General features: G+C 65.0%; 16 protein-coding genes. 7 read left to right on the top strand and 9 right to left on the bottom strand.

Annotation, left to right across the window (positions count from 1 at the left end; translation table 11 throughout):
* The first annotated feature begins 2 nt into the window (after positions 1 to 2).
* Positions 3 to 590, top strand: a complete 588-nt coding sequence (nusG, locus tag ACPDIT_RS14575; protein ID WP_423444703.1) for a transcription termination/antitermination protein NusG — start codon at positions 3 to 5, stop codon at positions 588 to 590.
* A 73-nt stretch (positions 591 to 663) separates the two neighbouring features.
* On the opposite strand, the gene ACPDIT_RS14580 is transcribed toward nusG, so the two are convergent.
* The gene (locus ACPDIT_RS14580; protein ID WP_423444705.1) at positions 664 to 1,491 is read right to left on the bottom strand and encodes an alpha/beta hydrolase; all 828 of its coding nucleotides are present in this window, start codon (positions 1,489 to 1,491) and stop codon (positions 664 to 666) included.
* 120 nt (positions 1,492 to 1,611) lie between these two features.
* Positions 1,612 to 3,177 carry a carbamoyl-phosphate synthase large subunit gene (gene carB / locus ACPDIT_RS14585; protein WP_423444707.1) on the bottom strand — a complete coding sequence of 522 codons (1,566 nt, stop codon included), beginning with the start codon at positions 3,175 to 3,177 and terminating at the stop codon, positions 1,612 to 1,614.
* A 702-nt stretch (positions 3,178 to 3,879) separates the two neighbouring features.
* Here carB and ACPDIT_RS14590 point away from each other — a divergent pair.
* Positions 3,880 to 4,440 (top strand): 3-isopropylmalate dehydratase, encoded by a 561-nt coding sequence (locus ACPDIT_RS14590; RefSeq protein WP_423444709.1) that lies wholly within the window; start codon positions 3,880 to 3,882, stop codon positions 4,438 to 4,440.
* A 75-nt stretch (positions 4,441 to 4,515) separates the two neighbouring features.
* A complete protein-coding gene (thrS, locus tag ACPDIT_RS14595) occupies positions 4,516 to 6,402 on the top strand; it encodes a threonine--tRNA ligase (RefSeq protein ID WP_423444710.1) in 1,887 nt (628 codons plus the stop codon).
* 100 nt (positions 6,403 to 6,502) lie between these two features.
* Here thrS and ACPDIT_RS14600 read toward each other — a convergent pair whose 3' ends face one another.
* The 3 genes from ACPDIT_RS14600 to ACPDIT_RS14610 all read right to left on the bottom strand — a co-directional run bounded on the left by ACPDIT_RS14600 (position 6,503) and on the right by ACPDIT_RS14610 (position 14,345).
* Positions 6,503 to 7,327, bottom strand: coding sequence for a type II secretion system protein (locus ACPDIT_RS14600; protein WP_423444711.1), 825 nt, complete (start codon positions 7,325 to 7,327; stop codon positions 6,503 to 6,505).
* Between the two features lie 103 nt (positions 7,328 to 7,430).
* Positions 7,431 to 12,023, bottom strand: a complete 4,593-nt coding sequence (locus ACPDIT_RS14605; RefSeq protein WP_423444713.1) for a LamG-like jellyroll fold domain-containing protein — start codon at positions 12,021 to 12,023, stop codon at positions 7,431 to 7,433.
* Between the two features lie 633 nt (positions 12,024 to 12,656).
* Positions 12,657 to 14,345: a ThuA domain-containing protein gene (locus ACPDIT_RS14610; protein WP_423444715.1), complete on the bottom strand. Its 1,689-nt coding sequence runs from the start codon at positions 14,343 to 14,345 to the stop codon at positions 12,657 to 12,659.
* A gap of 844 nt (positions 14,346 to 15,189) precedes the next feature.
* Here ACPDIT_RS14610 and xseB point away from each other — a divergent pair.
* Both xseB and ACPDIT_RS14620 read left to right on the top strand, forming a co-directional pair.
* A complete protein-coding gene (gene xseB / locus ACPDIT_RS14615; protein WP_423444717.1) occupies positions 15,190 to 15,465 on the top strand; it encodes an exodeoxyribonuclease VII small subunit in 276 nt (91 codons plus the stop codon).
* A 59-nt stretch (positions 15,466 to 15,524) separates the two neighbouring features.
* Positions 15,525 to 17,549 carry a 1-deoxy-D-xylulose-5-phosphate synthase gene (locus ACPDIT_RS14620; protein WP_423444719.1) on the top strand — a complete coding sequence of 675 codons (2,025 nt, stop codon included), beginning with the start codon at positions 15,525 to 15,527 and terminating at the stop codon, positions 17,547 to 17,549.
* On the opposite strand, the gene glnE is transcribed toward ACPDIT_RS14620, so the two are convergent.
* The 4 genes from glnE to hisH form a co-directional block, all read right to left on the bottom strand.
* The gene (gene glnE, locus ACPDIT_RS14625; RefSeq protein ID WP_423444721.1) at positions 17,546 to 20,644 is read right to left on the bottom strand and encodes a bifunctional [glutamate--ammonia ligase]-adenylyl-L-tyrosine phosphorylase/[glutamate--ammonia-ligase] adenylyltransferase; all 3,099 of its coding nucleotides are present in this window, start codon (positions 20,642 to 20,644) and stop codon (positions 17,546 to 17,548) included. The genes ACPDIT_RS14620 and glnE overlap by 4 nt on opposite strands.
* Positions 20,641 to 21,648 (bottom strand): glycosyltransferase, encoded by a 1,008-nt coding sequence (locus ACPDIT_RS14630; RefSeq protein WP_423444723.1) that lies wholly within the window; start codon positions 21,646 to 21,648, stop codon positions 20,641 to 20,643. The genes glnE and ACPDIT_RS14630 overlap by 4 nt, the downstream gene beginning before the upstream one ends.
* A 398-nt stretch (positions 21,649 to 22,046) precedes the next feature.
* The gene (locus ACPDIT_RS14635; protein WP_423444725.1) at positions 22,047 to 22,673 is read right to left on the bottom strand and encodes a superoxide dismutase; all 627 of its coding nucleotides are present in this window, start codon (positions 22,671 to 22,673) and stop codon (positions 22,047 to 22,049) included.
* 304 nt (positions 22,674 to 22,977) lie between these two features.
* On the bottom strand, positions 22,978 to 23,601 hold the full coding sequence (hisH, locus tag ACPDIT_RS14640; protein ID WP_423444727.1) for an imidazole glycerol phosphate synthase subunit HisH: 624 nt from the start codon (positions 23,599 to 23,601) through the stop codon (positions 22,978 to 22,980).
* Positions 23,602 to 23,792: 191 nt separating this feature from the next.
* On the opposite strand from hisH, the gene ACPDIT_RS14645 reads away from it, so the two are divergent.
* Together ACPDIT_RS14645 and ACPDIT_RS14650 are read left to right on the top strand one after the other, a co-directional pair.
* Positions 23,793 to 25,028, top strand: coding sequence for a DEAD/DEAH box helicase (locus ACPDIT_RS14645; RefSeq protein WP_423444729.1), 1,236 nt, complete (start codon positions 23,793 to 23,795; stop codon positions 25,026 to 25,028).
* Positions 25,029 to 25,207: 179 nt separating this feature from the next.
* Positions 25,208 to 25,978: a nucleotidyltransferase family protein gene (locus ACPDIT_RS14650; RefSeq protein WP_423444731.1), complete on the top strand. Its 771-nt coding sequence runs from the start codon at positions 25,208 to 25,210 to the stop codon at positions 25,976 to 25,978.
* Positions 25,979 to 26,126: the final 148 nt, after the last annotated feature.

Here is a 26,126-nt window from a genome sequence, read left to right on the forward strand (position 1 = left end):
CGATGGGCGTGCTCACGATTGCTCCAGAAGGCCCGGCCCTGCAGGAGGGGGAAACGCGGGCTCCGGAAGCCCTGCGAGCCTGGTTCTGCCTCCGTTCCCAGCCGAAACGAGAGCACCTGGCCGCGGGGCACCTGCGACAACTGCCCGCGGTGGAAGTGTTCCTGCCGCGGATCCGGTTCCGCCGCGTGACGCGTCGTGGAGCCGTCTGGGTGACGGAGGCGCTGTTTCCCAACTACTTGTTTGCGTGTTTCGATTGGCAGTCGCAGCTTCGGGCCGTTCAGTACTGTCCGGGGGTCGCCGGTGTGGTTCATTTCGGCCGGCGCTGGCCCACGATTCCGGTGGCCGTGATCGAGGATCTGCGACAGCGTCTGGGGCCGGAGGAGCTGCGTGAGATTGAACAACCCCTGCTGCCCGGAGACGCTGCCCGCATCATGCGCGGGCCCTTGGAAGGTCTGGAGGGGGTGGTCACCCGGGTCTTGCCGGCTCGACAACGGGTGCGGGTGCTGCTGGAGTTTTTGGGCCGTCAGGTGAGCGTAGAGATGGCCCTGGACCAGGTGGCGCCCTGCGTGGATCTGCGGCGTCGGTGGTAAACACCGGGAGCGGGCGTGGTTTCCCGGCCCGCAATGCGGGGCTTGTATGCGGTGGCAATCACGCCGACGGCTCTCAGGGGGTCGGGCTTGTGCCTTGGAGGTCCGCTTCCAAGTTCCTCAAAAACTCTTCGACAGCAGCGGTGATGCGCTCGGTGTCGGTCAGAGATTCATTGTGATCCCCCCGCAGCTCCCGGAGCCACTTGCGACCGGGCGCGGCCGCGAAGTTGGCTTCCGCGTGATGATAGCGGACCAGGGAATCCTCGCGGCTGTGAAGGATGAGGACGGGTACCTGGATTTGCCGGAGATGGGCCCGGGTGTCGTAGCGGGTGCGTGCCAACCACCGAACCGGGAGCCACGGATACAGCTCGCTGCCGATGTCCGGGATGCTGGTAAACGCCCCCAACAGAATCAGACCGCCCACGGGCACCTCGGTGGCCAGATGAGCGGCGATGGCACCGCCCAGAGATTCGCCCACGGCCACGATGTGCCCGGGTGGATGACCCCGGCCGCGGAGCCACTCGTAAGCCGCGCGGGCGTCCCGGTAGGTACCGGTTTCGCTTGGACGCCCCTCACTGCGTCCGTAACCGCGGTAGTCAAACAGGAGAACCGCCGCGCCCGTCTGGAGCAGTGCCCCGGCCAGGTCCAACCGGTGGCTGATGTTCCCGCCGTTGCCGTGACAGACCAGCATCGCCCAAGAGGCCCGCGGCGAGTGCGGATCCGCGGGGAAATACCAGCCGTGGAGGCGCAGTCCGTCCGGGGTGCGCAGCTCCAGTTCCTCCACCGGCCGCCCCAGTTCCCGTCCGCTGGCTTCCAGCGTGCGGGTGGGAAAGTAGATTTGCCGATGTTCGAACCACCGGAGCATCCCCCAGAGCAAAACGAGAAGCAGAAGCCACCGCAACACGGTTTTCGCACGGCGGAGGGCAGGGGCCGGAGGCGGTTGCGGGGCTGCCTCTGGATGGCGGCCGGGGCGTGCGGACATGGGAGCCGTGGGCGCGACGCCTGGATGGCTGCCCGGCGGGACTCAGCGGCGGGTGACTTCGGGCACGGCCGGGCGGTTGACCGCCGACGCGGCCAGCCGTTCCTCGAACTCCACGATCTCGCGAATCTGGTTGAGGAACCAGGGGTCGATGTGGGTGAGTTGGTGGATTTCCTCGACACTGAACCCGGCGCGGAAGGCGTGCCGGATGAAAAAAATGCGGTCGGCATTGGGAATCGAAAGCTTTCGCACGAGGATCTCCCGCGGGAAAATGTCCCTGTCCCCGAACACCTGGCCGTCCACGCGCCACGGTTTGCCGTCGCCCCCCAGCCCGTAGCGACCGATCTCGAGGGACCGAAGGCACTTTTGCAGGGCTTCCTTGAAGGTGCGGCCGATGGCCATCGCTTCTCCGACGCTTTTCATCTGCGTGGTGAGCGTGGGGTCGGCATCAGGGAATTTTTCGAAGGCGAAGCGGGGCACTTTGACCACGACGTAGTCGATGGTCGGCTCGAAGCAGGCGGGCGTTTCGCGGGTGATGTCGTTGGGAATCTCGTCCAGCCGGTAGCCGACGGCCAGTTTGGCGGCGATCTTGGCGATGGGGAAGCCGGTGGCCTTGGAGGCAAGTGCGGAGCTGCGGCTGACGCGGGGGTTCATTTCGATCACCACCATGCGGCCGGTCCTAGGGTGGACGGCGAACTGAATGTTGGACCCGCCGGTCTCGACGCCCACGGCGCGGATGACGGCGAAACTCGCATCGCGCATCACTTGATACTCCTTGTCGGTCAGGGTCTGAATGGGCGCCACGGTGATGGAGTCCCCGGTGTGGATGCCCATGGGATCGAAGTTCTCGATCGAACAGATCACCACGCAGTTGTCCGCGTGGTCGCGCATCACCTCCATTTCGAATTCCTTCCAGCCCAGAAGTGACTCCTCGATCAGGATTTCGGAGACGGGCGACATCTCGAGACCGCGCCGCGCGATTTCCTCGAATTCGTCGCGGTTGTAGGCCACGCCTCCCCCGGTGCCGCCCAGGGTGAAGGCGGGGCGGATGATCAGGGGGAACCGGCCGATTTGGGCGGCCACGCTGCGGGCCTCTTCGAGGGTGTGGGCCGTGCCGCTGATCGGTACGTCGAGGCCGATGCTGAGCATGAGGTCCTTGAAGATCTGGCGGTCCTCGCCGCGCTCGATGGCCTCGGGTTTGGCTCCGATCAATTCAATGCCCAGGCGCTGCAGAACGCCGGACCGGTGCAGGGCCATGGCGGTGTTCAAGGCGGTCTGTCCCCCCAGGGTGGGCAGGATGACCAGCTTGTGCGGCACGTCGGGGGGTGCGCCGTCCAGCGGGACGCCCTGGCGACGCAACTCCTGGAGCTCGCGCACCAGGATTTTTTCCACGCACTCGGGGGTGATCGGCTCGAGGTAGGTGCGGTCGGCGAACTCCGGGTCGGTCATGATGGTGGCCGGATTGGAGTTCACCAGCACCACGCGGTAGCCCTCCTCCTTGAGTGCCTTGCATGCCTGGGTGCCGGAATAGTCGAATTCGCAGGCCTGACCGATCACGATCGGGCCCGCGCCAATGATGAGCACGGTGTGGATGTCCTTGCGCTTCGGCATAGGCAGGCCGCAGTTAAGCCGAAACCGCTGCGTTTGTCAGGGCCAGAATCGCAATTCCGGCAAACCGGATCCGGGATTACAGGACTGAAAAGGCCGCCCCGCGGTTCTGTGGGCGCGGGGACCGGCAGGGCCGGAGCCAACAAGGCCTTTTCCTGCAGGCATTTGCCGTAGTGCGCATGAGAAGCCCCTTTTCCGCAGAGAGCGTGGAAGGGGTGAATGGGCACGGACAACCGGGCGCATCCTGATCCTATCGGGAGGTTGTAGGCAGCAAGATGTGCCGGAGTCGGGAAAGATTCGAGGGGATCCCGTCCCCCGAGCTGTTGCCCGGGTTGAGTTCCGGCTTCGAAGGAGCAGCCGTGGATTTTGCGGCCTTTTGGGGCGGTTGGGACGGTCGTGGTTCAAGAATCGCTGCGAAGGGGCAAGTTCGGCCGAGGCGTGGTCAGGGCTGGCGAAGCCTTCGCGGTCGGTGAACTCTTCGTGGACAGGGCGATGGAGGTACCGAAGCCGCTCTGCCGGGTGGGGTGTCCGGGCGGGAGGTGGCGGCGTTTGAGTCCGGGAACGCAGCCGGGGTCGGGGGCAGGCGCCGTGGGCGGGGCGGCTCTGGAGCTCGAGCACCGGGCGAGCCCGCTGCTGCCTGTGTTTGCAGTGGCGCTTGCAAATCGGCGTTGCGTTGCGACCGCGAGCCGCGGCAAGTTCTTGCGCATGACGAGTGTAATCACAGGACCGGTGTATGTCGTGGGGGACAACATCGATACGGACCAGATCATTCCGGCCCAGTATCTGAACCTGGTGCCCACGATCCCGGAAGAGTACGAGAAGCTTGGCAGTTACGCACTGAGCGGGTTGCCCGAGTCGCTGTATCCCGTGCGCTACGTGCGGCCGGGGGCCCTGGACAGCGAGTACCCCATTGTCGTGGCGGGCCGCAACTTCGGCTGCGGCAGTTCGCGGGAACACGCACCGATTGCGTTGGGCTCGGCCGGATGCCGCGTGGTCCTGGCGGAAAGTTTTGCCCGGATTTTCTTTCGGAATTGCGTCGCCACGGGGGAGCTGTACCCGTGTGAACTGGTGGAGCGGTTGTGCGACCGGCTCCGCACGGGAGATGTGGTGACCGTCAACCTGGACGAGCTCACGGTTACCGAGGTCGCCACGGGCCAGGTACACCGGATCAAGCCCCTTGGCGATGTCCGGCCGGTCATTGACGCAGGAGGGCTTTTCAACTACGCAAGGAAAACCGGCATGATCGCGAGCAATCCCGGGTGCTGATTTGCGCCGCAGCGCATGTCACGGACATGCCGACCGGTCGGCCGCGACTCACCAAACTGGTCATTTCTGGAAGCCATGTCGGAAGAACAAGCGATCGTTGCTCCCCAGGGCACGGAGCGCAAAACTCTGGATGAGCGGGCCCGAATGTCGGAGCTGGAACGGCTGCGTCATTCGTGCGCCCATGTCATGGCCACGGCGATTCTTCGGCTTTGGCCGGACGCGCAATTCGCCTACGGACCGCCCGTCGAGAACGGTTTCTATTATGATTTGGAATGTTCCCATCGCATCACGCCCGAGGACTTTCCGAGGATCGAGGCGGAGATGCGGAAAGAAATCGAGGCCAATCATCCCTTCGAGCGGATCGAGGTCACGCGGGAACAGGCCATTCGGGATGCGCAAAGCGGGCGGCTGGGGGCGTTGAGCGAGCGGCCCGGACAGCCCAGTCGGTACAAACTGGATCTGATCCAGCAGATTCCGGAGGGTGAGCCCATCACCTATTATCGAAACGGCGATTTTGTGGACCTTTGTGCCGGGCCGCACGTGGCTTCCACGGGCCAGATCGGCGCCTTCAAACTCACCGGGGTGGCCAGTGCGTATTACAAGGGGGATGCCCGCAATCCCCAGCTCCAGCGCATCTACGGCACGGCGTTTTTCACGCAGGAGGAACTGGAGCAGTACTTTGCCATGCTCGAGGAGGCCCGCAAGCGGGACCATCGCAAGCTCGGTCAGGAGCTTGGTTTGTTTGTATTGGACCCCGATTACGTGGGACCGGGTCTGCCGCTGTGGCTGCCCAAGGGGGCGGTGCTTTGCGAGGAACTGGAAAAGCTGGCCAAGGAAACCGAGTTCCGCGCCGGTTACGTGCGGGTGAAAACGCCGCATGTGGCCCGCGAAAAAATGTACGTGACCTCCGGCCATTTGCCGTACTACGCAGACAGCATGTTCCCGCCGATGGAACTGGGGGACGAAGGCGAGCCGGGCGGCCAGGAGACCTCTCCGCGGGTGCGGTACTACCTCAAGGCGATGAATTGTCCGCACCATCATCGCATCTTCGCCGCCGAGCCCCGCAGCTACCGGGACCTGCCGTTGCGGTTGGCCGAATACGGCACCTGCTACCGCTACGAGCAGAGCGGGGAACTTTTCGGCCTGATGCGCGTCCGCTGCCTGAACATGAACGACGCGCACATCTACTGCACGCCGGAGCAGTTCGCCGAGGAGTTCAACGCGGTGAACCAGATGTACCTGGAGTACTTCAAGATTTTTGGCATTCAACGGTACGTGATGCGCTTCAGCACCCATGACCCGGCCCGGCTGGGCGAGAAATACGTGAACGAGCCCGAACTGTGGCGTCAGACGGAGGACATGGTGCGTCAGGTGCTCAAGGATTCGGGCATTCCGTATGTCGAAGTGCCCAACGAGGCGGCGTTTTACGGTCCGAAAATCGATGTGCAGGTCTGGAGCGTGATCGGACGCGAATTCACTTTGGCCACCAACCAGGTGGACTTTGCCGTGCCGAAGCGGTTCGGCCTGGTCTATCGGGACCGCGACAACACCGACAAGACACCGCTCTGCATTCATCGGGCGCCGTTGGGCACGCACGAGCGGTTCATCGGGTTTCTCATCGAGCATTATGCCGGCAACTTTCCGCTGTGGTTGTCGCCGGAGCAGGTCCGGGTGTTGACGGTGAACGACGACGCGGCCCTGCGGGAGTACGCCGAGTCCATTGTGCGCGAACTGCGCGACCATTTTGTACGGGTGAGCGCGGATTACGAGCCGGTGCCGATCCGGGCCAAGATTGCCGCGGCCGAGGCGGCGCACGTGCACACCATGCTGGTGGTGGGGCCGCGGGATCGGGCGGCGGGCCAGGTCAGCGTCCGAGTGCACGGTCGGGGAAACCTGGGCGCCCGACCGAAGGCGGAGGTGATCGCGGACATTCTGGCCGCGATCCGCGAGCGAAGGCCGTGAGGGCTCGGCACCCCGTGAGGCCCGGGCCGTCTGCTTCCGGTTGGCTGGAGACCGCGGCGAGGGGGGGGAGCCCGTTGGTCGCTCCGATCCAGCGGGGTTCTCAGGGATCGATGATGGCCTCCTGGGCGGGGTTGACCACCCAGTAGCCGATCTCCCAGTGGGGATCGTTGTCGTTGTTCCACCGGGCCCGCCACAGGCCGTTTCTGGGGTTGATCACATCGGCGCGTTTGGGGCTTTCTGCGTGGCCGTCGGCAAACAGGATGACCGTGCGCCGATTGTGGCGGTTGGAGGGCCACTCGAGCGGATTTTTCGGATCGATGTTGCCGTCGAAGCTCCCATCCGGCTTGCTGTCGCCCAGCATGATCATCTCGGCGGGCTTGCGTACGGCACTCTCTTTGACTTCGCCCACCACGTTGATGTCGCCTCCCAAACCCAACTGACGGCCGCCGACGCTGTCGCCGGGATCTCGGAGGCCCCAGTCGTTGTAGCCAAGGGAGAACCGGCTTCGGGAGCTGACACCCCACGGATCCCACCCCCCGGTGGGCATGGTGGCACCGAGGCTGTTGTTGGCGTTGGTGTCCCAGGCACTGTTGGGGTTGGCGGCCGGGCAGTAGAACACGGCGCGATTGGTGCCCAATTGCGTGAACAGCCGCACGGGCCACACGTAATAAAACGTGGCGTTGAGCCAGAGGCAGCCCGGATACCGCTGGTAGTCCTGCAGGTACATCAAGGTGGCGATGCCGACCTGGCGCATGTTGTTCAGGCAACCGGTCTGTTTGGCCCGGGCCTTGGCTTTGGCCAGGGCCGGCAACAACATGCCAGCCAGAATGGCGATGATGGCGATGACCACCAGCAGTTCGATCAAGGTAAAACCGCGTCTGCCGGGGCAACGGGCGCGTGCTGTCTCCGTATTCGGTATTCTCATCGGGTTCAACATCGTCCGGGGCGGGTGGACTTGCAACCGGCGGGGCGGCAAGAGGCCGGCTGACCGGTTCAGGTCCCGGCCAGCCGGCCCCATCAACCCCGACTTACGGTAGGACCAGCCGGAAGAATTTGCGCGGATTGGCCGTGAGCGACACTTCGTAGGGCGAGGTCGCACCCGGCACATCGCTCCACGGTCCTGTCACTTCGTCCGCCGATTGCAGACGGCCCTGGGTCCAGACCAGGGTCAACGTCTGGCCTTCCCATCGGAAGCCCAGTCGGGCGGGCTCGGGCGCGCCGCGCGCGGCCAGGTAATGGAGTCGTGCCTGGGCCTCGACGAAGGCGTTGGTGTACACCACGAATTCGTCCAGGAAACCGATGTACTGGACGTTGCCGAGTTCGCCGGCCTGGGTCAGACCGAGGTAGCGCAACCCGGCATCCAGGTCCTGTCCACTGGCGGCGCCAGCCGGCGTGGTGGCGTAGATGGTGATGCCGCCCGCCTCGGCCCCGCCGTCCATGAACAGGCGACTTTCGCACGGCCGGTCGTTATACCAGATCTTGGTCATGACCACGTGATGCCAACGACCGTCCGTGGCGTAGTTGTTGGTCACGTGGATGTCGTGCAGATCGGAGGTGCTGAAGACGAAGTCGCCGGCCGCGTTGAAGTTGCCCCAGTAGATGTCTCCATCGAAGGGGCTTTCATGGGCAAGGATGGATGGATTCTGCCACGTGTTGTTGCCCTGGCTGCCGACGTGCGTGGTGCGGAACCAGTATTCGACCGTGGCCGCCTTGCCCTGTTCCAGCTCCTTCGGTTGCCCGAGCTCATCCACGCGCAGGTTGATCAGCTCGGGGATTTCAGCGCCGAAGTCGATGTATTTGAGCGTGGAGGCGGGGGCGGGAGGACCGGTGAATTCGATGGCCCGACCCAGCCCGGGGAAGGCACTGGGCTTGCCCAGGTCCGTGGGCGCGATGCCGGGGCCAAACGTCACGGTGTACCGACTGGCATGCGAACCGAGGTTGGCCAGTGGCTGCGCGGTGGTGGTTTCCTCGAATCGCAGCCAGTGGATGGGCCGGTCCGCCGCCACCGCCTCCGCCCAGGAAGCGGGCTGAGCCGGTTTGGAGGCAGCATCGTTGGGATTGAAGCCCATGGCGATCTCGTCCGCGTCGCTGAAGGTGTCGCCATCGGTATCCCGCCGATGGGGATGCGTGCCCGTGTTGGACGGGCTCACATATACACCGGTGTTGGTTTCCACGCCGTCGAGCAGTCGGTCGCCGTCGGTGTCGGGATTGAGCGGGTTGGTGCCGGTATCCGTGGCGCTGGTCCAGACGCCGGTACCGGTCTCGACGGCATCGAGGAGGCCGTCACCGTCGGTGTCCGCATTGCGCGGATCGGTCTTCCGGAAGTACTCGCCCCGGTTGTTCAGACCGTCGTTGTCGGGATCCTCGGCGGCGTCGTTGCGGAACGGGTCGAGACCGTAGCTGACCTCCCACAAGTCGGGCATGCCGTCGCCATCGGTGTCGCCCAGATAGACCGACCGGTAATGCAATCGGACCTCCGTGGCGGTGAGTTCCCGATCGTAAATGGCCACTTCGTCCAGCGTGCCGATGAACTGGACGTTTTCCAGTTCGCCGTTGTCCGTCAGGCCGATCCGACGGATCCCGGCGTCCAGGTCCTGATAACTCGGGTTGCCGGCCGGCGTGGTGGCGGTGATGGTGATGCCGCCCTCCTCCGCGCCACCGTCCACGTAGAGAATCGAGACGCACGGTTGGTTCACGTACCACTTCTTGACCATCACGACATGGTGCCAGGCACCGTCGGTGACGGCGTAATTGCGGTCGCGGACCGTGCGGATTTCGTGCAGGTCGGAGGTGCTGAACACGAAATCTCCGGTTGCGGTAATGTTGCCCCAGTACATGTCTCCGTCGCCGGGGCTCTCCCGGGCCAGGATGGACGGACTCTGCCAGGCATTGTTGCCGTGCGTGCCGCGCTGAGTGGTCCTGACCCAATATTCAACCGTGGTGACCTTTTCGGTTGCGGGCGGCCGATAGTTCACCAGCTCCGGGATTTCCTGCAGGATCTCCACATACTTGGTGGTGGAGTTGGGCGCGGCCGGACCGGTGAATTCCAGGGCCTTGCCGGCCGGCGAAATGATCACCGAGGAGACGAAATTCTCCGCCGTGATGCCGGGGCCGTAGAAACCGTTGAAGGCCGTGCCGGCAGAGCCGGAGTTGAGGGCGGGCTGGGTGGGGTCGCCTTCCTCGAACCGATACCAATACTTGGGATTGGACCGGGTGACTTCCTGGACCCAGTTGCCCGGAAGCGGCTGGCTCTGAGCCGAGGTGGGGTCGGATCCGGATCGGATTTCACCACCGTCGTCCCAGCCGTCCCCGTCCGTGTCTCGTCTCAACGGGCTGGTGCCGGTATTGGTCGGGCTGACATAGACGCCGGTGTTGGTTTCGACGCCGTCCAAGAGGGTGTCGCCGTCCGTGTCCGAGTTGAGGGGATTGGTTCCGGTGTTCTGGTTGCTGACCCAGACACCGGTATTGGTCTCGACACCGTCGCGAAGGCCATCGCTGTCGGTGTCGGGGTTGCGCGGATGGGTCCCGGCCTGATATTCGGCCAAGCTGTTCAGACCGTCGCTGTCCGGATCGGCCGCGGCATCGTTGGCGCCGACGTTGAGGCCGTAACGGCGTTCCCACCAGTCGGGCAGGCCGTCTTCATCGACATCGGAGAGACCGAACTTGGCCCGCTCGGCCTCGAAGTGGGCCTGGATTTGGGCCGCAGGGAGGGCCACGTCATAGACCCGAATGACGGCGATCACATTGGTCCCGATGCCGGAATTGCTCGGGTTTCCGTTGTCGTCGGTTTGCCGGGCCACACGGAACGGGATCGGGAACCCGCTGGTATCGACGGCCCAGGTATTGAGCGGGCTCGTGTAAGTTTCGGTGCTGCTGAGCTGGCCGTTGTAGTAGGCACGGGCCGTTCGGGTGCCGCCGTCGTAGGTGTACACGATGTGAACCCAGCGCGAGAAGGTCAGCGCATTGCTGTAACCCAGGTCGGCCCATCCCCAGCCGCCCAAGCAGCCCCAAACCGGATGAACGCCGTGGCCAAACGTGCAATTGGACCCGTTGGGCCCGCCCCGGCGGCCCCAGGAGAAGACCGTCTTTTCGTCCTGCGGGGAGGGATCCCAGATCCAGGCTTCGATTGTTCGACTGGCGTTGCCGGCCATGCGTTCAGGAACATTGGGGCCGTAATACGAGGTTCCTTCGGGACCGGTTGTGCCGCCGCGGAAACCCACGCCCTTGACCCCGTCCACTTCGATGACCTCGGGTACGTCCATCAAAGGGAAGAAGTCGCCCGGGATCGTGCCGGTGTTCGGCCAGGCCGACAAGGGGCCGAGGGGCAGGCTGGTGGCGTCCAAGTGAATCACCGGCGGCGGGGTCGGCGTGCTTTGAGGATTGGTCGGGTTGGATCCAAACTGGACCTCGGCGCCGTCCTGCCAGCCGTCGCCGTCGGTGTCGCGATTCAGCGGGTGGGTCCCGGTGTTGGTGGCACTCCCATAAACGCCGGTGTTGGTCTCCACGCCGTCCAACAGACCGTCACCGTCCGTGTCCGGATTGAGCGGATCGGTTCCGGTGTTGTTGCGATCCACCCAGACGCCGGTGTTGGTTTCGACGTTGTCGGCCAACCCGTCGGCGTCGGTGTCTGCCGCACGGGGATTGGTCCCGAGCTGGTATTCGCTGGTGTTGGTGAGACTGTCACCGTCCGGGTCTGCGCTCGCATCGTTGGCGCCCACGTTCAGGCTGTAGCGGCGTTCCCACCAGTCCGGCAGTCCGTCGGCGTCCACGTCCGAAAGACCGAACTGGACCCGTTCGGCTTCGAACTGGGCTTGGACCTGCTCGGGTGTCAGGGCCACGTCGTGGACCCGGATCTTGGCAATCACGTTGGTGCCCACGCCGGCGTTGCTGGGATTCCCGTTGGCGTCGGTCTGGCGGGCCACCCGGAAGGGAATCGGAAAGCCACTGGCATCGACCGCCCAAGTGTTCAGTGGGGTGGCATAGGTCTCGGTGCTGCTGAGTTGTCCGTTGTAGTAGGCCCGGGCGGTACGGGTGGAACCGTCGTAGGTGTACACAATGTAGGCCCAACGTGAAAAGGTCAGGGCGTTGCTGTACCCCAAATCGGCCCAGCCCCAGCCGCCCAGGCAGCCCCAAACGGGGTGGACGCCGTGGCCAAAGGTGCAGTTGGACCCGTCTGGACCACCGCGGCGCCCCCAGGAGAAGACCGTTTTTTCATCCTGCGGCGACGGATCCCAGACCCAGGCTTCGATCGTGCGGCTGGCATTTCCGGCCAGACTCTCCGGCACGTTGGGTCCGTAATAGGAGGTGCCCTGGAGCCCCGGCGTGCCGCCGCGGAACGCCACCCCGCGCACGCCGTCGACCTCGATCACTTCGGGTGTGTCCGCCCAGGGCACGAAATCGCCGCTGATCGTGCCGGTGTTGGGCCAGACGGGAAGGGGCCCCGGCGGCTGCGAGGTCGCGTCCAAATGGATGACGGTCGCAGCCGAAGCCGCAAATCCTGCCGCCATACAAGCGGCGACGACGAGAACCTGAAGCGCGGGAACGCGCGTGTGTTCAAGCAGGCCGAGACGGCCCGCGAGCCGTGCCTGCGTGTCCGCAGCGGAATGAATTCGGCTTTTCATGGGAGAAACCAAGCGGCAGTTGTGCGCACACGTGCCAAAAGCCCGGCGGCAACGCCACTTCCGGTCGGCCGCCCGGAACCCTGGCTGGCCGGATGGCGCGGAGAGCGGCTGCCTTGCTGAACCCGGGTTGCATTTCGCACGGTGCCAACTTTAGCGGGTCAAAGCCATTCGTCATGTGGCATAAAGTGGCCACATGGCGGGGTGGGCATCTCGACGGCGTTCCGACCCCTTGTTCGAACCGCCGGCCCCGCGGGCTCCGAGAAACGGCGTCACGGCCCCCTGACGCGCGGGGATAGGGGGTGGGTCGCACGGCTGCGACCGGCATGAATCGGCGGCTCGAGGGGCAGACTTTGGCCCTGTTTCGACTCAACAGGCGACTGCAGCAAAAGGCCCCGGGGGTGGCACAATCCCTCATCATGCACCGGCTGCGCCCATCGCGTCATCGTTCCCCGTTGAGTCACCCGTGAGGCTTGGTCGCGGCCAGGGCAGGGTCCGGCAAGGCCGGCCCGGCCGGTGCGGGTTGTTGGGCTTTGGAAGGCTACAGGGGGCGCGGGGACACAGTGGAGGAATCCGGGCCGAAGAGACCACCTTGACAAAGCGACCCTGCCAGGGGGCCCGCGAAGAGAGCGGAGATCAGTCTCCCGTCTGCCCGGCCACCCAGCGGATGGCTTGTTCCACGAGCTTGCGGTAGGCCGGATGTTCCCACGCGTTCCGGTCGTGGCCTCCCTGCAGATAGACCCAGCGGGACAATCCGTTGGTTTTGGCCCAGCCGACCACGGGGGTGCTTGTGGGCTCGTCGGTCGTCAACAGGGGCTTGACGCCGTTGGCCACCCAATAGTCCTTGTACGTTTCGTCCAGCACCTCGTAGTCCGACACTCCGCGCGTGACGGGGTGATGGGGATCGGCCACGCGCACGCGGAAGCGGACGTCGTGTTTATAGCTTGAGGCCGGGTGGGGACGACCTTCCAGGGTCATGGGTTTGAACAGATACCGGCCCCCCAGCAGTTCCGCGTAGTCGTCCCAGTCGCTGTACCCGGCCAGCGCATGGTGCAGGGCCACCACACCCTTGCCGCTGGTCGTGACCCGGACGAAATCCAGCCGGGCTTCGGCACTGATCTGCTGCCACATGTCGTAAAGGACGATGACGTCGTACAGGTTGGTGTGCTCGGGACGGAACCAGGCATGAGCGTGCGGGTGTTCGACGATGCGGAAGGTCATGTTGCTGAAACCGGCGAACATGGCATGGAAGGGGAGTCGGTCGAACCCGTGTCCCCCGGTGACCACCAAGAGGCGGAGCGGCCCGCTCGGACGCGGCAGGCGCTCCTGGAGTTTGCGTTGCAGGTAGCTGTCGGCGGGCGCTTGGGCCCAGGCCGTGAACCAAAGGTCCGCCAGCATCTGGGCGGCCCGCACCAACTGTTCCTCGAGCAGGAGCCGTCCCGCCTGGCCGTCCACGCCGATGCCGCTGAATTTGCCCTCTTTGTGTTGCTGGTAGAGTGGTTCCACCTGTCGGTGTTGTTCCATCAGCCAGGCTGTGATGGTGCGAAACAGTTCCTCCGGAGAGCGGGTCCCCTCCAACACCCGGGCCGGTCGGAGTCGGGATCGCAGAGACTCCACCTGCACTCCCCCGGTGCGTTCGAAAAACCCTCCGTCGATCCATGCGTGGATTCCGCGGTCTGTGGTGTATCCCTTGGGGTTCTCGCCGACCCAGCCGTGATGATGCCGCGTGGTGTGGAGGGGTTGGGTGGCGTCGCCCACGAAGTGACTCAGGACGCCCATCGCATAGAGCACGTTTTGGCGGGCGTTATCCATCTCTTCGGACGTGCCCCCAAGGGTCTCGTACGCACGAAGATACGAGAAGGCCGACTTCAGATGGCCCACGCCCTCGGCGATGGTCCAAGGCAGAAATCCGGGAAACGCACGCGTGCGATCCCGATCCCGTGCCGGATCGATGGCCTCGAAACGTTCCGGATGGGCCGCACGCGCTGCCAGAACGCGGGCGGCAAATTCATAGCGAAAGACCGGCAGGTCGTCCGGCTTCAAGTCCAGCGCCTCCAAATCCTCCAGGTCGAGGTAATGATCGGCGGCGGTGGCATGACTGAAAACGACGTCCGAGGCGGCGTTGCGCCACCGGTCGGGTTCCCCCGAGAGAAACCGGACGCGTTCCCGAGCCGCCGGTTCAAACACGAAACCGGGATAATTCGTGGGCAACGCTGCAAACGCCAGATCCACAATGGCCCGGTGCACCTCGTAGTCCCAGGCCCGCAGGCCGCCCCCGGTCAAGGCCCAGCCCAACATTGCCACCGCCAAACGCGTCGTTTTCATGGTTCGCCGTCGGCGACACTATCGCCGGCGGCCGCGAAAAGCAAAAGCAACCGTGGGCTTTTTCCAGCCGCAGGGCGAACTGCAGGGTCATGGCTTCCCCGATCGCACGGACCGGGGCCGGTCGGCATCGGGTTGTCACGGGGATCGTCGCCATGTTGCCATGGGATGGAGTTCCCCGAGCATGAAGCCGGGGTGGAGGCGGCCCCGTGCGCGCCCAAATAGATCGGCCAGGGATTGCCTCTACAGACGGAACAGACGCAGCGCCGATGGAACCCGCCCACCTTTCGGAGGCCGCGCGAACCTGGACGAGGAAACATCGAAGCCCATGAAGAGCCCCGGGGCGTCGCACGTTGCGGCGGGGTCCGAAGACGGACGCGGTCGCGGAGCGCGTTTGGTCGGAGATGCCCTGCCGACGGCCTCCAGGATCCAAGGGCCTTTCCCGTCGCATTCGGGAACCCGGCAAAGCGGGGATGCCACCTGTGGGCTGCCGTCTATCCCGCTGGGGCTGGGGCTCCCCCGCGCCTTCCCAGCGGGTCCATTCAGAGCGGTTTCCAGGTAGTGGGTTGAAATTGCGGTGGGCGCGGCTTGGCCAAAACCATGGCGAAAGCGACGCATCGGCGATTATCCCGCCGACTGCAAACCGGCTCGGATCGCCCCGGAGTGGGATCCGCGCCGCAGTTTTGGGGGGCTGGATGGCGCTTTGCGCGACCGCCCGGTGCCTTCTTGTCTTCGATGCCGCCACACTACCACGCAAGCGAAGGAAGCCCGGGCTCCGGTTTGCGGCCCGCCGGCTGGGGACTGGACGACCTTGCTCCTTTGGCCTAAGCTGCGCCCAGATTGCAGTATGGCGAAATCGTCCAACAACGATCCCGTGCCGGCGCTCGAGGACCTGTCGTTCGAGGCAGCCTTGGAGCGCCTGGAAAGCATTGTCGAGGCCATGGAGAGTGGCGACCTGCCCCTGGAGAAGCTCCTGGCCGAATATGAACAGGGCATGAAACTGGCCTCGGTGTGTGCCCGCAAACTGGCGGAAGCGGAACTGAAAGTGCAGCAGCTGGAAAAGACGTCGGAAGGGCAGTTTCGCCTGAAACCCCTGGCCGCGGAGGAAACCCCGGAGGGCTGACGGTTGGGAGCAGATTCATTCTTTCCGGTTTGGCCCGGCCGACTTTGCGCCCGTACCCCATGAAACGATACCTGGACATGGTTGACCATCCGCAGCACGTGAAGAACTTGACCCTGGAGCAGTTGGCGGTACTGGCCCAGGAAATCCGGGAAGAACTCATTCGCGTGCTGTCGGTCAACGGCGGTCATGTGGGCCCCAATCTGGGCGTGGTCGAATTGACCCTGGCCCTGCACCGGGTGTTCGAGACCCCGCGCGACAAGTTTGTTTGGGATGTCAGTCATCAGTGTTATGTGCACAAGATCCTGACCGGGCGGAAGAATCGATTTCACACCATCCGCACCACCGACGGGTTGAGCGGCTTTGCCAGCCGCAGCGAGAGCCCGCACGACTGCTACGGCGCCGGCCATGCGGGCACCGCCCTCTCCGCCGCTCTGGGGATGTGCGCCGCCCGGGACCGCCTGGGCACCAACGAACACATTGTCTGCATCTTCGGGGACGCGGCTCTCACCAACGGCATTTCGTACGAGGCGCTCAACAACATCGCCCAAACGACCCGCCGGTTCATCGGCATCCTCAACGACAACGAATACAGCATCGCCCGAAATGTGGGCGCCATTGCCAGGTATTTGAACCGTCTCATCACCCATCCGCGATACAACGCGTTTTCTCGGGAGTTTCAAAAGTTCCTGCTGAAACTGCCGAAGGGGGAGTTGGCGCTGAAACTGGCCCACAAAGCCGAGGAGGGCTTCAAGGGGGCCCTGGCGGGCGTGGGGCTTCGGCCCACCTCGGAAGTGTCGGGCCGGCCCCAGGACGCCGACGGTCGCGGCGGCTACGGCAACCCGGTGTTGTTCGAGGAAATGGGGCTGCGCTATCTCGGCCCCATCGACGGACACGACCTGCCCCTTTTGATCAGCACGCTGGAGTTCGCGAAAACCTGCGAAGAGCCGATTGTGATCCACGTGCTGACGCAGAAGGGTCGGGGATTCGAAGCCGCCATTCGCAATCCGGAGAAATTCCACGGGTCGGGTCCGTACGACATTCGCACGGGCGACTCACCCCCACCCAAGGCCGGCACCCCCCCCAACTGGCAGGACGTGTTTGGCCAGGTGCTGGTCAAGCTTTGTCGGCAAAACAACTACCTGGTGGGCATTACGGCGGCCATGCCCAGTGGCACCGGGCTGAAGCTGCTGGAGAAAACCTTTCCCGATCGTTACTTCGACGTCGGGATCGCCGAGGAGCACGCCGTCATTTTTGCCGCCGGCATGGCGACCATGGGATTCCGCCCGGTTTGCGCCATTTACTCCACGTTCCTGCAGCGGGCGTACGACTGCATCCACCACGATGTCTGCCTGCAGGATCTGCCGGTCATCTTTTGCATGGACCGCGCCGGCTTGTCCGCCAACGACGGCCCCACGCATCACGGGTTGTTCGATATCGCGTATCTCCGCTGCCTGCCCAACGTCATTGGCATGGCTCCGAAGGACGAGGACGAACTGCAGGACATGCTCTTTACCGCCACCCTGCAGTCCCACCCCTGTTTCATCCGTTACCCGCGCGGCCCGGCCGAAGGGGTGCCCCTGAAGGACCAGCCGCAGCCGTTGGAAATCGGAAAGGCCGAGGTTCTTCAACCTTTCAGCGGCCAGGGACATCCCCGGGCGGCCTTGTTCGCCCTGGGCAACATGCAATCAGTGGCGCGGAAAGCTGCGGAGCTTCTTCGGGCGGCGGGCTGGGACGTCGCTCTGATCAACCCGCGGTTTTTCAAGCCCCTGGACGCCGGCACCCACGAGTTCTTTGGTCGCACGGCGCACGTGGTGGCCACGTTGGAAGACCACGTGCTCATGGGCGGGTACGGGTCGGCTGTGCTCGAGCTTTACAGCGACCGTGGCATCACCACGCCGGTGGTGCGCCTGGGCTGGCCGGACCAGTTCATCGAACACGCCAGCACGGTCGAGCACTTGCGGCGCAAGTACGGTTTGACCGCGGAACGGCTGGTGGAACAGATTCAGGCGGCCTGGGAGCGCGTTCAACAACCGGAACGGATCCCGGCCCCGGCGCTGGTGGCCGAGTGCGCCTCGGCAGGTTAGCGGGAGCCGTCGGGCGTGGACGAGAAGGGCCGCTTGGCTGCGGGGCCGCCTGGGAGTGGCGCGCCGGGGGTTGCTCCGAACACCTGCTCGTACACTTCGCGAATTGCCTGCCGCCATTGGGCCAGTGCCGCGCGGAACGCCTCCGGGGTTTCGAAGCCGCACCGCACCGACACCCGCCGGTAGGGCGCCGGATCCACCGGCAGGACCGATTCGCCCTCGTAACTCCAGCGGCGCAACACACCTTCGACCCGCCGGAGCCGGCGATAGTTTTCGATGAGCCGGTCGGCGTTTGGCAGCCAGCCCGAGTCCCGCGCCCGGTACAGAGCCCGAAGGGTGTTCGGCTCACGCCAGCCCTGCTCCAGACAAAAGGCTTGGGCCACAAATTCGGCGTCCATCAGCCCTCCACGCCCCGTTTTGATGGCCAGCTCGTCCTGCCCCGGCGGGGTGCGTTCCTTTTCGATCCGCAGCCGCATCTGGTGAATTCGTTGTTTCCAATCCGGCGACCACGCCGCCAGGCCCGAGGTTGAAGCGCCTCGGCGCCGCCCGGCGGCCGTGCGCGGTCGGTCGCGCCACGGGAACCCCGCCGCTACATGCTCGGCTCGGAAGTTTGTCAACGCTGCCGCCATGGACTCGAACACCCGGCCCAGTTCCAAATCGCCGGCCACGGCGCGGCTGCGGCTCAGCGCCTGGATCTCCCACAACTGGGCGCGCCGTCGATAGTAATCCTCGTGCGCCTCCAGCGTGTTCACCAGCAGGCCTTTCTCTCCGTCCGGACGCAGCCGGGCGTCCATCGGAAAGACCAGTCCATGCTCCGTGCGCGTGCCCAGCAATTCCATCCATTCCGCCGCCCATTTCTGACAGCGCGCCAAGTTCCGGGCCGGGACCGAACTCACCAGCAACACATCCAGATCCGAACCGTAATCGATCTCGCCCCCGCCGAGCTTGCCCAGCCCGATCACGGCAAAGGGTGGCTGCGGCAGCCCGTGGCGTCGCATCACCACTTCCACGGCGTACTGCAGGCAGGCCTCGGCCAGTGCCGTGAGCTCCTCCAGGTACTGTTCCGGATCCGCCAGACCCAGGATGTCGCGCAACCCGATCCGCATTTGCTCGGCCTGGTGGTACTTGCGCAACCAGGCCATCTGATCCGGGTCCTCCCGCCCGTGGCGCAAGTCCTGCAAAATCTCGGCAGCCGTCCGACGCCGCTTGAGCCGACCGCTGAGGACCTGGTCTTCGACCAGATCAGGGGTGCGAATGGCCGCCTCGGCCAGGAACTCCGACCGGTCGAACAGCAGCAGCAACAAATCGAACAGTGTGGGGTTGCTGTGCCAGGTCTCGTACAACGTCGCCCGCGCCCCGTAGGCCTGCACGTAACTGTCCAGACGCGTGAGAACCCGGTCCGGGTCGGACAACACCGGCAGCTCGGCCAGCAACTGCGTCTGGGCCGAACCTGCTCTCACCATCTGCCCGGTGCCTCCGGGACAACGCTGCAAAAACCGTTCCACCAGCCGCAGGGCCAGCTCCGAGGTCCGGGCCGAGACATGCACAAACCCCGGTCCCTCCACGAACTCCTGCAAACGACGTACGGCTTGTGCGGGATCGCGGAAACCGTGTCCGGCCAGCAACGCCTGCCATTCTGATTCCCTGCCGCGGAACCGATCGGGAAACGGCGGGCGGGCCTGGGGGCGGACCTGCGCGGGGCCAAACAACCGATCATAGGCCTCCCGCACCAGCGCCGTGTGCCGTTCATAGGCGGCCATGAACTCACGGGCGTCGCCGAACCCCATCAGCCGCGCCAGCCGCTTCAAATCCTCCGCCCGGTCCGGCAGCAAATGCGTCTGCTGATGCGCTTCCATTTGGAGCCGGTGCTCCACCTGTCGCAGGAACCGGTAGGCTTCGGCCAGACTGCGCGCCGTGGCCGGTGGCAGCAGCTCGTATTGCGCCAGTTTTTCCAGTGCCGGCAGCGTCCTGGACTGTTGGAGAAACGGCTGGCGTCCCCCGTGCAAGAGTTGAAGGACCTGCACGAGGAATTCGATTTCCCGGATCCCGCCACGCCCCAGTTTCACATGGCGGTGCAACTCCTCCGGCTTGAGGACCTCGGACTCGATGCGCAGCTTCAGCGCCGCCACTTCCTCCAGCACCGCGGGGCTGATCGAGCGCGGATACCGAAAGGGCTGCACCGTTTCCAAAAAGTCCGCGGCCAGCTCGGGATCGCCCGCCACGCGGCGCGCCTTGATCAGCATCATCCGTTCCCAGGTCTGGCCCCACTGGGCGTAGTAGTTTTCGTAACTGCTCAGGGAACGGGCCAGCGGGCCCGCCTCGCCCTCCGGGCGGAGTCGCATGTCCACCCGGTACAGGTCCCCCTCGGGGGTCAGCCGCGTCACTTCGGCAATGAAAAGTTCTGCCAGCCGGTTGAAGAACTGGTGAGCATTCAGGCGCGGGGTCGGCGGGCGCGGGCCTTTGGGAGGCTGGGCGTAGACCCAACCCTCTCCGCTGTAAACAAACAGCAGGTCCACGTCCGAAGAATAATTCAGCTCCCGCCCGCCGAGTTTTCCCATGCCCAGCAGGCACGCGGTGGCCGGTCGCCAGCGGCCGTCGGGATCCTGTTGGTACGGGACTCCATACCGCTGCACGGCCTCCTGCCAGCATCGCTCCCACACCGTGCTCAGACAGGCATCGGCCAGGTCGGACAATTCCTCGATCACCTCCTCCAGCGGAGCCAGCCCGGCCAGGTCGCGCGTCGCAATGCGGAGCTGTTCTTTGCGTTTGAAGCGGCGCACCTCGCCCAGGGCACCCGCCAGATCCGGGGGCGCCGAGGCCAGGCGTTTCCGCAACTCCGTTTCCAGGCCCTGGCGTCGACGCGGGTGCCGTAACGCCTCCAGTGTCAGATCCGCCAACCAGTCGGGGTGTTGCTGCAACCATGCCGGCAACACCTGAGATCCGGAAAGCAGGGCGCTCCAGACGCGGGCTTGTTCCGGCCCGGCCTGCAGGAGCCATTCCCGCGCCGGTCCCTCGCAGAGCTGTTCCCAGTGCCGTCGAGCCCGTGCCGGATCGGCACACGTGCGAAATGCCGCAGCCCAGATCGCAGGGATTCTCATGATGCAGTGCTCCCGGGTGCGGGGGATATGACCTCGACCCGTACCTCCTGGGTTGTGCGCGCACTGGGCGGCCGCAGCGAGGTGAAACAGCCCCGCCAAAACCCGGCTCCATACACGCAGTGCGCCAGCACGACCAGCGCGGTGGCCCGCCACACCCGCCGCCACGGATGCCGGCGCCACAAGCTCAGCGCATGGAAGGCCAACAGGCTGCCATACGCGCCCAGCGGCAACGCGGCCACGCGCCACCCGCCTGCCCAGCTTGCCGGCCAAAACGGCCCGCTCAGAACCAGCGCGGCCACATAGGCCACAAACAGGGGCGGCACAAAGTTCAGCAGGGAACCCCGGGTGGGCAGCCGACGGAATTGTTCGGCACGGCCGCGGCCGTACGTCCACAACATGCGGACGAACTTCCACAGGTCGGGCCGGGGCCGCCGATGGACCACAAACGCCGGATCATAGCGCAACCGGCCGCCGCGCCGCAGAATCGCGTCCAGCAGTGCGTTTTCTTCGTTGGGATAGAGCGTCTCGTCGAATCCTCCCAGCTCGAGAAGCGTTTTCCGGCGTGCCACGAGGTTGCAGAGGATGAGGGTCTTCTCGGTGGTGTCCCGTGCCGGTCCCACGGGCGTGTAACGGGCCCGACTGGGACCGAACGCCAGCCAACTGCTGAGCACCAGGGCAAATACCTGCTCCTGCTCCGGGGCGTCGGCCGGACAGAGATTGGGCCCGCCCAGCACCTCCAAACGTTCGTCCTGAAACGCCGCAGCCGCGCGGCGCAGGTTGGCCGGGTCCGGAATCGAATCGTCGTCCAAAAAATACACGAGCTCACCCCGCGCCAGGCGCAATGCCGCGTTGCGTTGGACCGAAGGCTGGCGGCCGCGCGCCAGGAGCACCTCCAGCAGCTCACGGGGATAGTCCAATTGCTGCGCCGCCCGGAGCGATTGCACCTCCGTCTGCTCCGGGCGGGCCGCAATAATGATCGAGATCGTGGGCAACCTCGCGCTCACGCCCTTGCAAGCCTAAAAGTCGGGCTCGCAAGGGCAAGGCACAATGCGGACAACAATGCCACGAACGACAGGATCGGGCGAGTGATGCACCCGACGGGTCCGCTGCGATCGCCGCGGATTTACGCCCCGCGCCTTCCCGCGGGCAGAGGGGTCTCCCTGCAAGACCGCCGCCGGCGCCCGGCGTGCGGCCGTGCGGCTCCCGACTTCTGGCGCGGGGAAATGGTGCGGTTCGGGGGAAAGCTCGGCGGCCTTCCCATCGGGCACGACCTTTGCGACAGCCCAAGCCCCCGGACGCCGATCCGGTCCGAGGGCCGCCAGCGTTCCAGACAACAAAAAGGCCGGTCGCCGTTCGTGCCGGCAACCGGCCCCGCCGTTCCGTGGCAGCGGAGGAACAGGCTTCAGCGAGCCGCCGCGTAGCGGCGCTCCACCTCCCTCCAGTTGACCACGTTCCAAAAGGCCTTGAGGTAGTCCCCCCGCCGATTCTGGTACTTGAGGTAGTAGGCGTGCTCCCAGACGTCCACGCCCAGAATCGGTGTGCCTTCGCAGCCGGCGATCGCGCGGCCCATCAACGGATTGTCCTGGTTTGCGGTCGACACGATTTCCAGCCGGCCCCCGTTCACCACCAGCCAGGCCCAGCCGCTGCCGAAGCGCCCCAGTCCGGCGGCCTCGAATTTGGCCTTGAATTCGTCGAAGCTTCCGAACGTGGTCTGGATGGCCTGCGCCAGCTGGCCACCGGGGGCACCGCCGGCGTTGGGCGCCATGATCTGCCAGAAGAAGGTGTGATTCCAGTGGCCACCTCCGTTGTTCCGCACGGCGGTCCGGATGTTTTCCGGGACGGCATTCAGATCTTTGAGGAGGGCTTCCAACGACTTTGCCTGGAGATCCGGATGCCCCTCCAGCGCCTTGTTCAGATTGTCCACGTAAGCCTTGTGATGCCGGCCGTGATGGATCTCCATCGTCTGCCGGTCGATGTGCGGTTCCAGTGCATCTGCCGGATAGGGCAGGGGAGGAAGTTCGTGTGCCATGGTCTTCGTTCTCCGCTACGATGTTCTGTCTTTACGGTTCAACGTCTCGGGCCCTTGCCCTGGACCGCGCGTCGACTGCGCGCACCGCGCGTCCACCCAACCGCAAGGGTCCACTTAAAAAAGCACGCTCCGATCTCGAGTCAAGTGGCCGGCGACAGAAGGCTTCAGCCGTGGAACTTTCAGGTTTTGGTCAACCTTGAACGCTCGGCGGAGTGTCGGGTTTTTCCCGGCACGAGAAAGCCAAGGGAAAAGGGCGCTCCCCTGGGGTTCCCGACTCCACGGTCAAACGCGGCAACGCGCTGATTCAGGCTGCCTCCGCCAAATCCACAAAATTGCGCAACAGACGCAGACCCACGCGCTGGCTCTTTTCCGGATGAAACTGCGTGGCAAACACGTTGCCCGCCCAGATCGAGGAGGCAAAGGGCTCTCCGTACACCGTGCGCGTGGCGACAATCTCCTCCGATTCCGGCCGGGGAAAGAAACTGTGGACAAAGTACACATGGCAGCCGGACGGAATGCCCCGATACAGCGGACAGTCAGGACGGAGAATCTCGATCTGGTTCCAGCCAATCTGGGGGATTTTCAGGCCCGGCTGTTCCCGAAACCGGACGACGCGTCCCCGGAACAACCCGAGCCCGGCGGCGCAGCTGTTGAACTCTTCGCTGCGCTCGAACAGGGCCTGGTAACCCACGCAAATGCCCAGAAACGGCCGACCCCCGGCAATGAACTGTCGGAGGGCTTCCAGCAGCTCCTGCCGCTGCAGCGCCTGCATGCAGTCGTCGAACGCCCCGACCCCGGGCAGGACGGCCGCGCGGGCCGCCGCAAGCTCTTCGGGCCGCCGCACCACCTGCACCTCCGCTCCCACGTAGCGGAGGGCCTTCCAGACGCTGCGCAGGTTCCCACTGCCGTAATCCACCAGTGCAATCACGGGGGCGAAGCTAGAAACTTTGGCGGGATCAGCTCAAGGCGGGACTGGACCGGCCGGGGGGTTGCCGTAGAAATGTCAGCGAATCGCAGCAGGAAAATCGGGCCTGGCCATGGAGGCTTCCCCGTTCGGCTGCTTTTCAGCCCCAAAAGCGTCATTGGACAACCTCCCCTTCGTGAGCCATATTGAAAGCCATGTCGTTTGCGAAACTGGGGCTGAGTCCGGCCCTCCTCAAAGGAGTGGCCGCCATGGGCTATGCTCAGCCGACGCCCATCCAACTGCGCGCCATTCCTCTGATCCTGGCCGGCCGCGACCTCATCGGCAGCGCACAAACCGGCACCGGCAAGACTGCGGCGTTCGGCCTCCCGTTGCTCCAGCTTTTGGACCGGCACGGCCCCGGGCCGCGTCTCTTGGTGCTGGAGCCCACGCGCGAGCTGGCCGCCCAGGTGGAGACGGCCCTCCACGATTATGCCCGGTTCACCGATCTCCGCATCGGCGTGGTCTACGGGGGCGTCGGTTACGGGCGCCAGCTGGACACGTTGCGGCGCGGGGTGGACGTCCTCGTGGCCACTCCGGGGCGATTGCTGGACCACATGGAACGGGGATCTTGTCGATTGGACCGCGTCCGCCACGTGGTCCTCGACGAAGCGGATCGCATGCTGGACATGGGATTCCTGCCGGACGTGAAAGAGATCCTTCAGCAGTGCCCGCAACCGCGGCAGACCCTGCTTTTTTCGGCCACCATCCCGCCTGCCATCGAAACGCTGATTCGCTGGGCCATGCGCGATCCGGAGACCGTGCAAGTGGGCGTCCGACGTTCACCGGCGGACACCGTCCGCCATGTGTTGTACCCGGTGGCCGAGTCGCAAAAGGAGGCCCTGCTGCTCGCCTTGTTGGAGCGGGTTCACTACGAGTCCGTCATCGTTTTTTGCCGGACCAAACAGGGAGCCGACCGTGTGGCCCATCTGCTGCGCCAGCACAACCATGCGGTGGCGGTCCTGCATTCGAACCGCACGCAAGCGGAACGCGAGCAGGCCCTTCGCGGCTTCCGCGACGGTCGCTACGAGGTGTTGGTGGCCACCGACATCGCCAGCCGAGGGCTGGACATCGCGGACGTCAGTCACGTCATCAACTTCGATGTGCCGCTTCACCCGGAGGATTACGTCCACCGAATTGGCCGTACGGGCCGGGCCGAAGCCCGGGGCGAGGCCTTCACGCTGATGACCGCCCAGGAGGCTCGTTACATCCGGGCTATTGAACACTTCATCGCCCGTCGCATTCCTCAGGAACAGCTCGAGGGATTCAGCTACCGTTACACCACCCTGTTGGATCCTTCGCAGGCCAATGGCCAGTCCCGGTACACCGGCGGTGTCAGGGGCGGCCGGATTCGCGGGGGGTATCATTTCTCGCCGGGACGGCGCCGGCGTTGATCTTCGCAGCGGGGCAGCCGTCTTGCAGCCCGGCCCCCGGGCGGGTGCGGCATCTCGGCCCCTTGGTGATGGGGGTTCCGCCAAACCGGCGTTGTCCATGCGGCCCGGACTCGCCTGGCGCCGGTTGGGCTGCGCGAAAAACTTTTACTTCCGCGGCCGGGGCCGATCAATTTAAGCGCATGAAGGCTGTGATTCTGGCCGCCGGCCGTGGCACGCGCATGCGGGATCTGACGCAGGCTTTGCCCAAGCCCATGCTCCGTGTCCAGGGTCGGCCGATCTTGGAACACATCGTCGAAGGACTCGTCAGCGCGGGAATTCGGGACCTGTTCATCGTCACGGGATTCCGCGCCGAGGTGATCGAATCTCATTTTGCCGATGGACAGCGCTGGGGTGCCCGCATCGTCTTCGGTCGGCAAACGGTGCAAAACGGCACGGGTCGGGCCGCCGAACCCGCGCGCCCGTTCATCGGAGACTCTCCTTTTTTGCTCACCTACGGCGACATCCTGGTTCGCCCGCAAACCTATCAGGACGTCGTCGCCCGGTTTCAAAGTCACTCCTGCGACGGCGTCGTGACCGTCACGCGGGGAGAGGATGTTCGACAGGGTGGCCTGGCCCTGTTCGACGGTGCCTTCCGTTTGCACCGCATTGTGGAAAAGCCGTCGGCCACCGAACTCGAAGCCTTGCAACGCGATGGGTGGCTGCGCCCCGGACAGCCCGTCTGGTACAACGCCGGCATCTATGCATTTCGACCGGTCGTGTTCGAGTTCATGGCGCGTCTGGAACTATCGCCGCGCGGCGAATATGAACTGACGGACGCGGTCAACGCCATGGCACGAGCCGGACACAGCCTGTTGGGTTTGGAGATTCAGGGGCGTTGGGTGGACGTGCGGGATCCGGAGGTCCTGGCCCGCTTGGAGGCCGAATCGGCCGCGCAATCTCCGGCAACCTGAGCGGCTGCCGCGAGGGCTTCCCGGCGCACACTCGGCGGGCCCCCAGCGGAAAGTTCGTCCCCGCGCATGATTGCCGAGTCTCCCGGTCTGGCGGGTACCGGTCCGGCATTGGGCACTCGAAGGTGCCTCGCAGGGGGGAGGAGCGCTT

Source organism: Limisphaera sp. VF-2, assembly GCF_049537125.1.
In the GTDB taxonomy this organism is placed as follows: Bacteria; Verrucomicrobiota; Verrucomicrobiia; order Limisphaerales; family Limisphaeraceae; genus Limisphaera.

Excerpts from the sequence above, each read along its gene's own strand:
- nusG (WP_423444703.1), top strand. The coding sequence starts at position 3 with ATGGGCGTGCTCACGATTGCTCCAGAAGGCCCGGCCCTGCAGGAGGGG.
- carB (WP_423444707.1), bottom strand. The coding sequence starts at position 3,177 with ATGCCGAAGCGCAAGGACATCCACACCGTGCTCATCATTGGCGCGGGC.
- ACPDIT_RS14590 (WP_423444709.1), top strand. The coding sequence starts at position 3,880 with ATGACGAGTGTAATCACAGGACCGGTGTATGTCGTGGGGGACAACATC.
- thrS (WP_423444710.1), top strand. The coding sequence starts at position 4,516 with ATGTCGGAAGAACAAGCGATCGTTGCTCCCCAGGGCACGGAGCGCAAA.
- ACPDIT_RS14600 (WP_423444711.1), bottom strand. The coding sequence starts at position 7,327 with ATGAGAATACCGAATACGGAGACAGCACGCGCCCGTTGCCCCGGCAGA.
- ACPDIT_RS14605 (WP_423444713.1), bottom strand. The coding sequence starts at position 12,023 with ATGAAAAGCCGAATTCATTCCGCTGCGGACACGCAGGCACGGCTCGCG.
- ACPDIT_RS14610 (WP_423444715.1), bottom strand. The coding sequence starts at position 14,345 with ATGAAAACGACGCGTTTGGCGGTGGCAATGTTGGGCTGGGCCTTGACC.
- xseB (WP_423444717.1), top strand. The coding sequence starts at position 15,190 with ATGGCGAAATCGTCCAACAACGATCCCGTGCCGGCGCTCGAGGACCTG.
- ACPDIT_RS14620 (WP_423444719.1), top strand. The coding sequence starts at position 15,525 with ATGAAACGATACCTGGACATGGTTGACCATCCGCAGCACGTGAAGAAC.
- glnE (WP_423444721.1), bottom strand. The coding sequence starts at position 20,644 with ATGAGAATCCCTGCGATCTGGGCTGCGGCATTTCGCACGTGTGCCGAT.
- ACPDIT_RS14635 (WP_423444725.1), bottom strand. The coding sequence starts at position 22,673 with ATGGCACACGAACTTCCTCCCCTGCCCTATCCGGCAGATGCACTGGAA.
- ACPDIT_RS14645 (WP_423444729.1), top strand. The coding sequence starts at position 23,793 with ATGTCGTTTGCGAAACTGGGGCTGAGTCCGGCCCTCCTCAAAGGAGTG.
- ACPDIT_RS14650 (WP_423444731.1), top strand. The coding sequence starts at position 25,208 with ATGAAGGCTGTGATTCTGGCCGCCGGCCGTGGCACGCGCATGCGGGAT.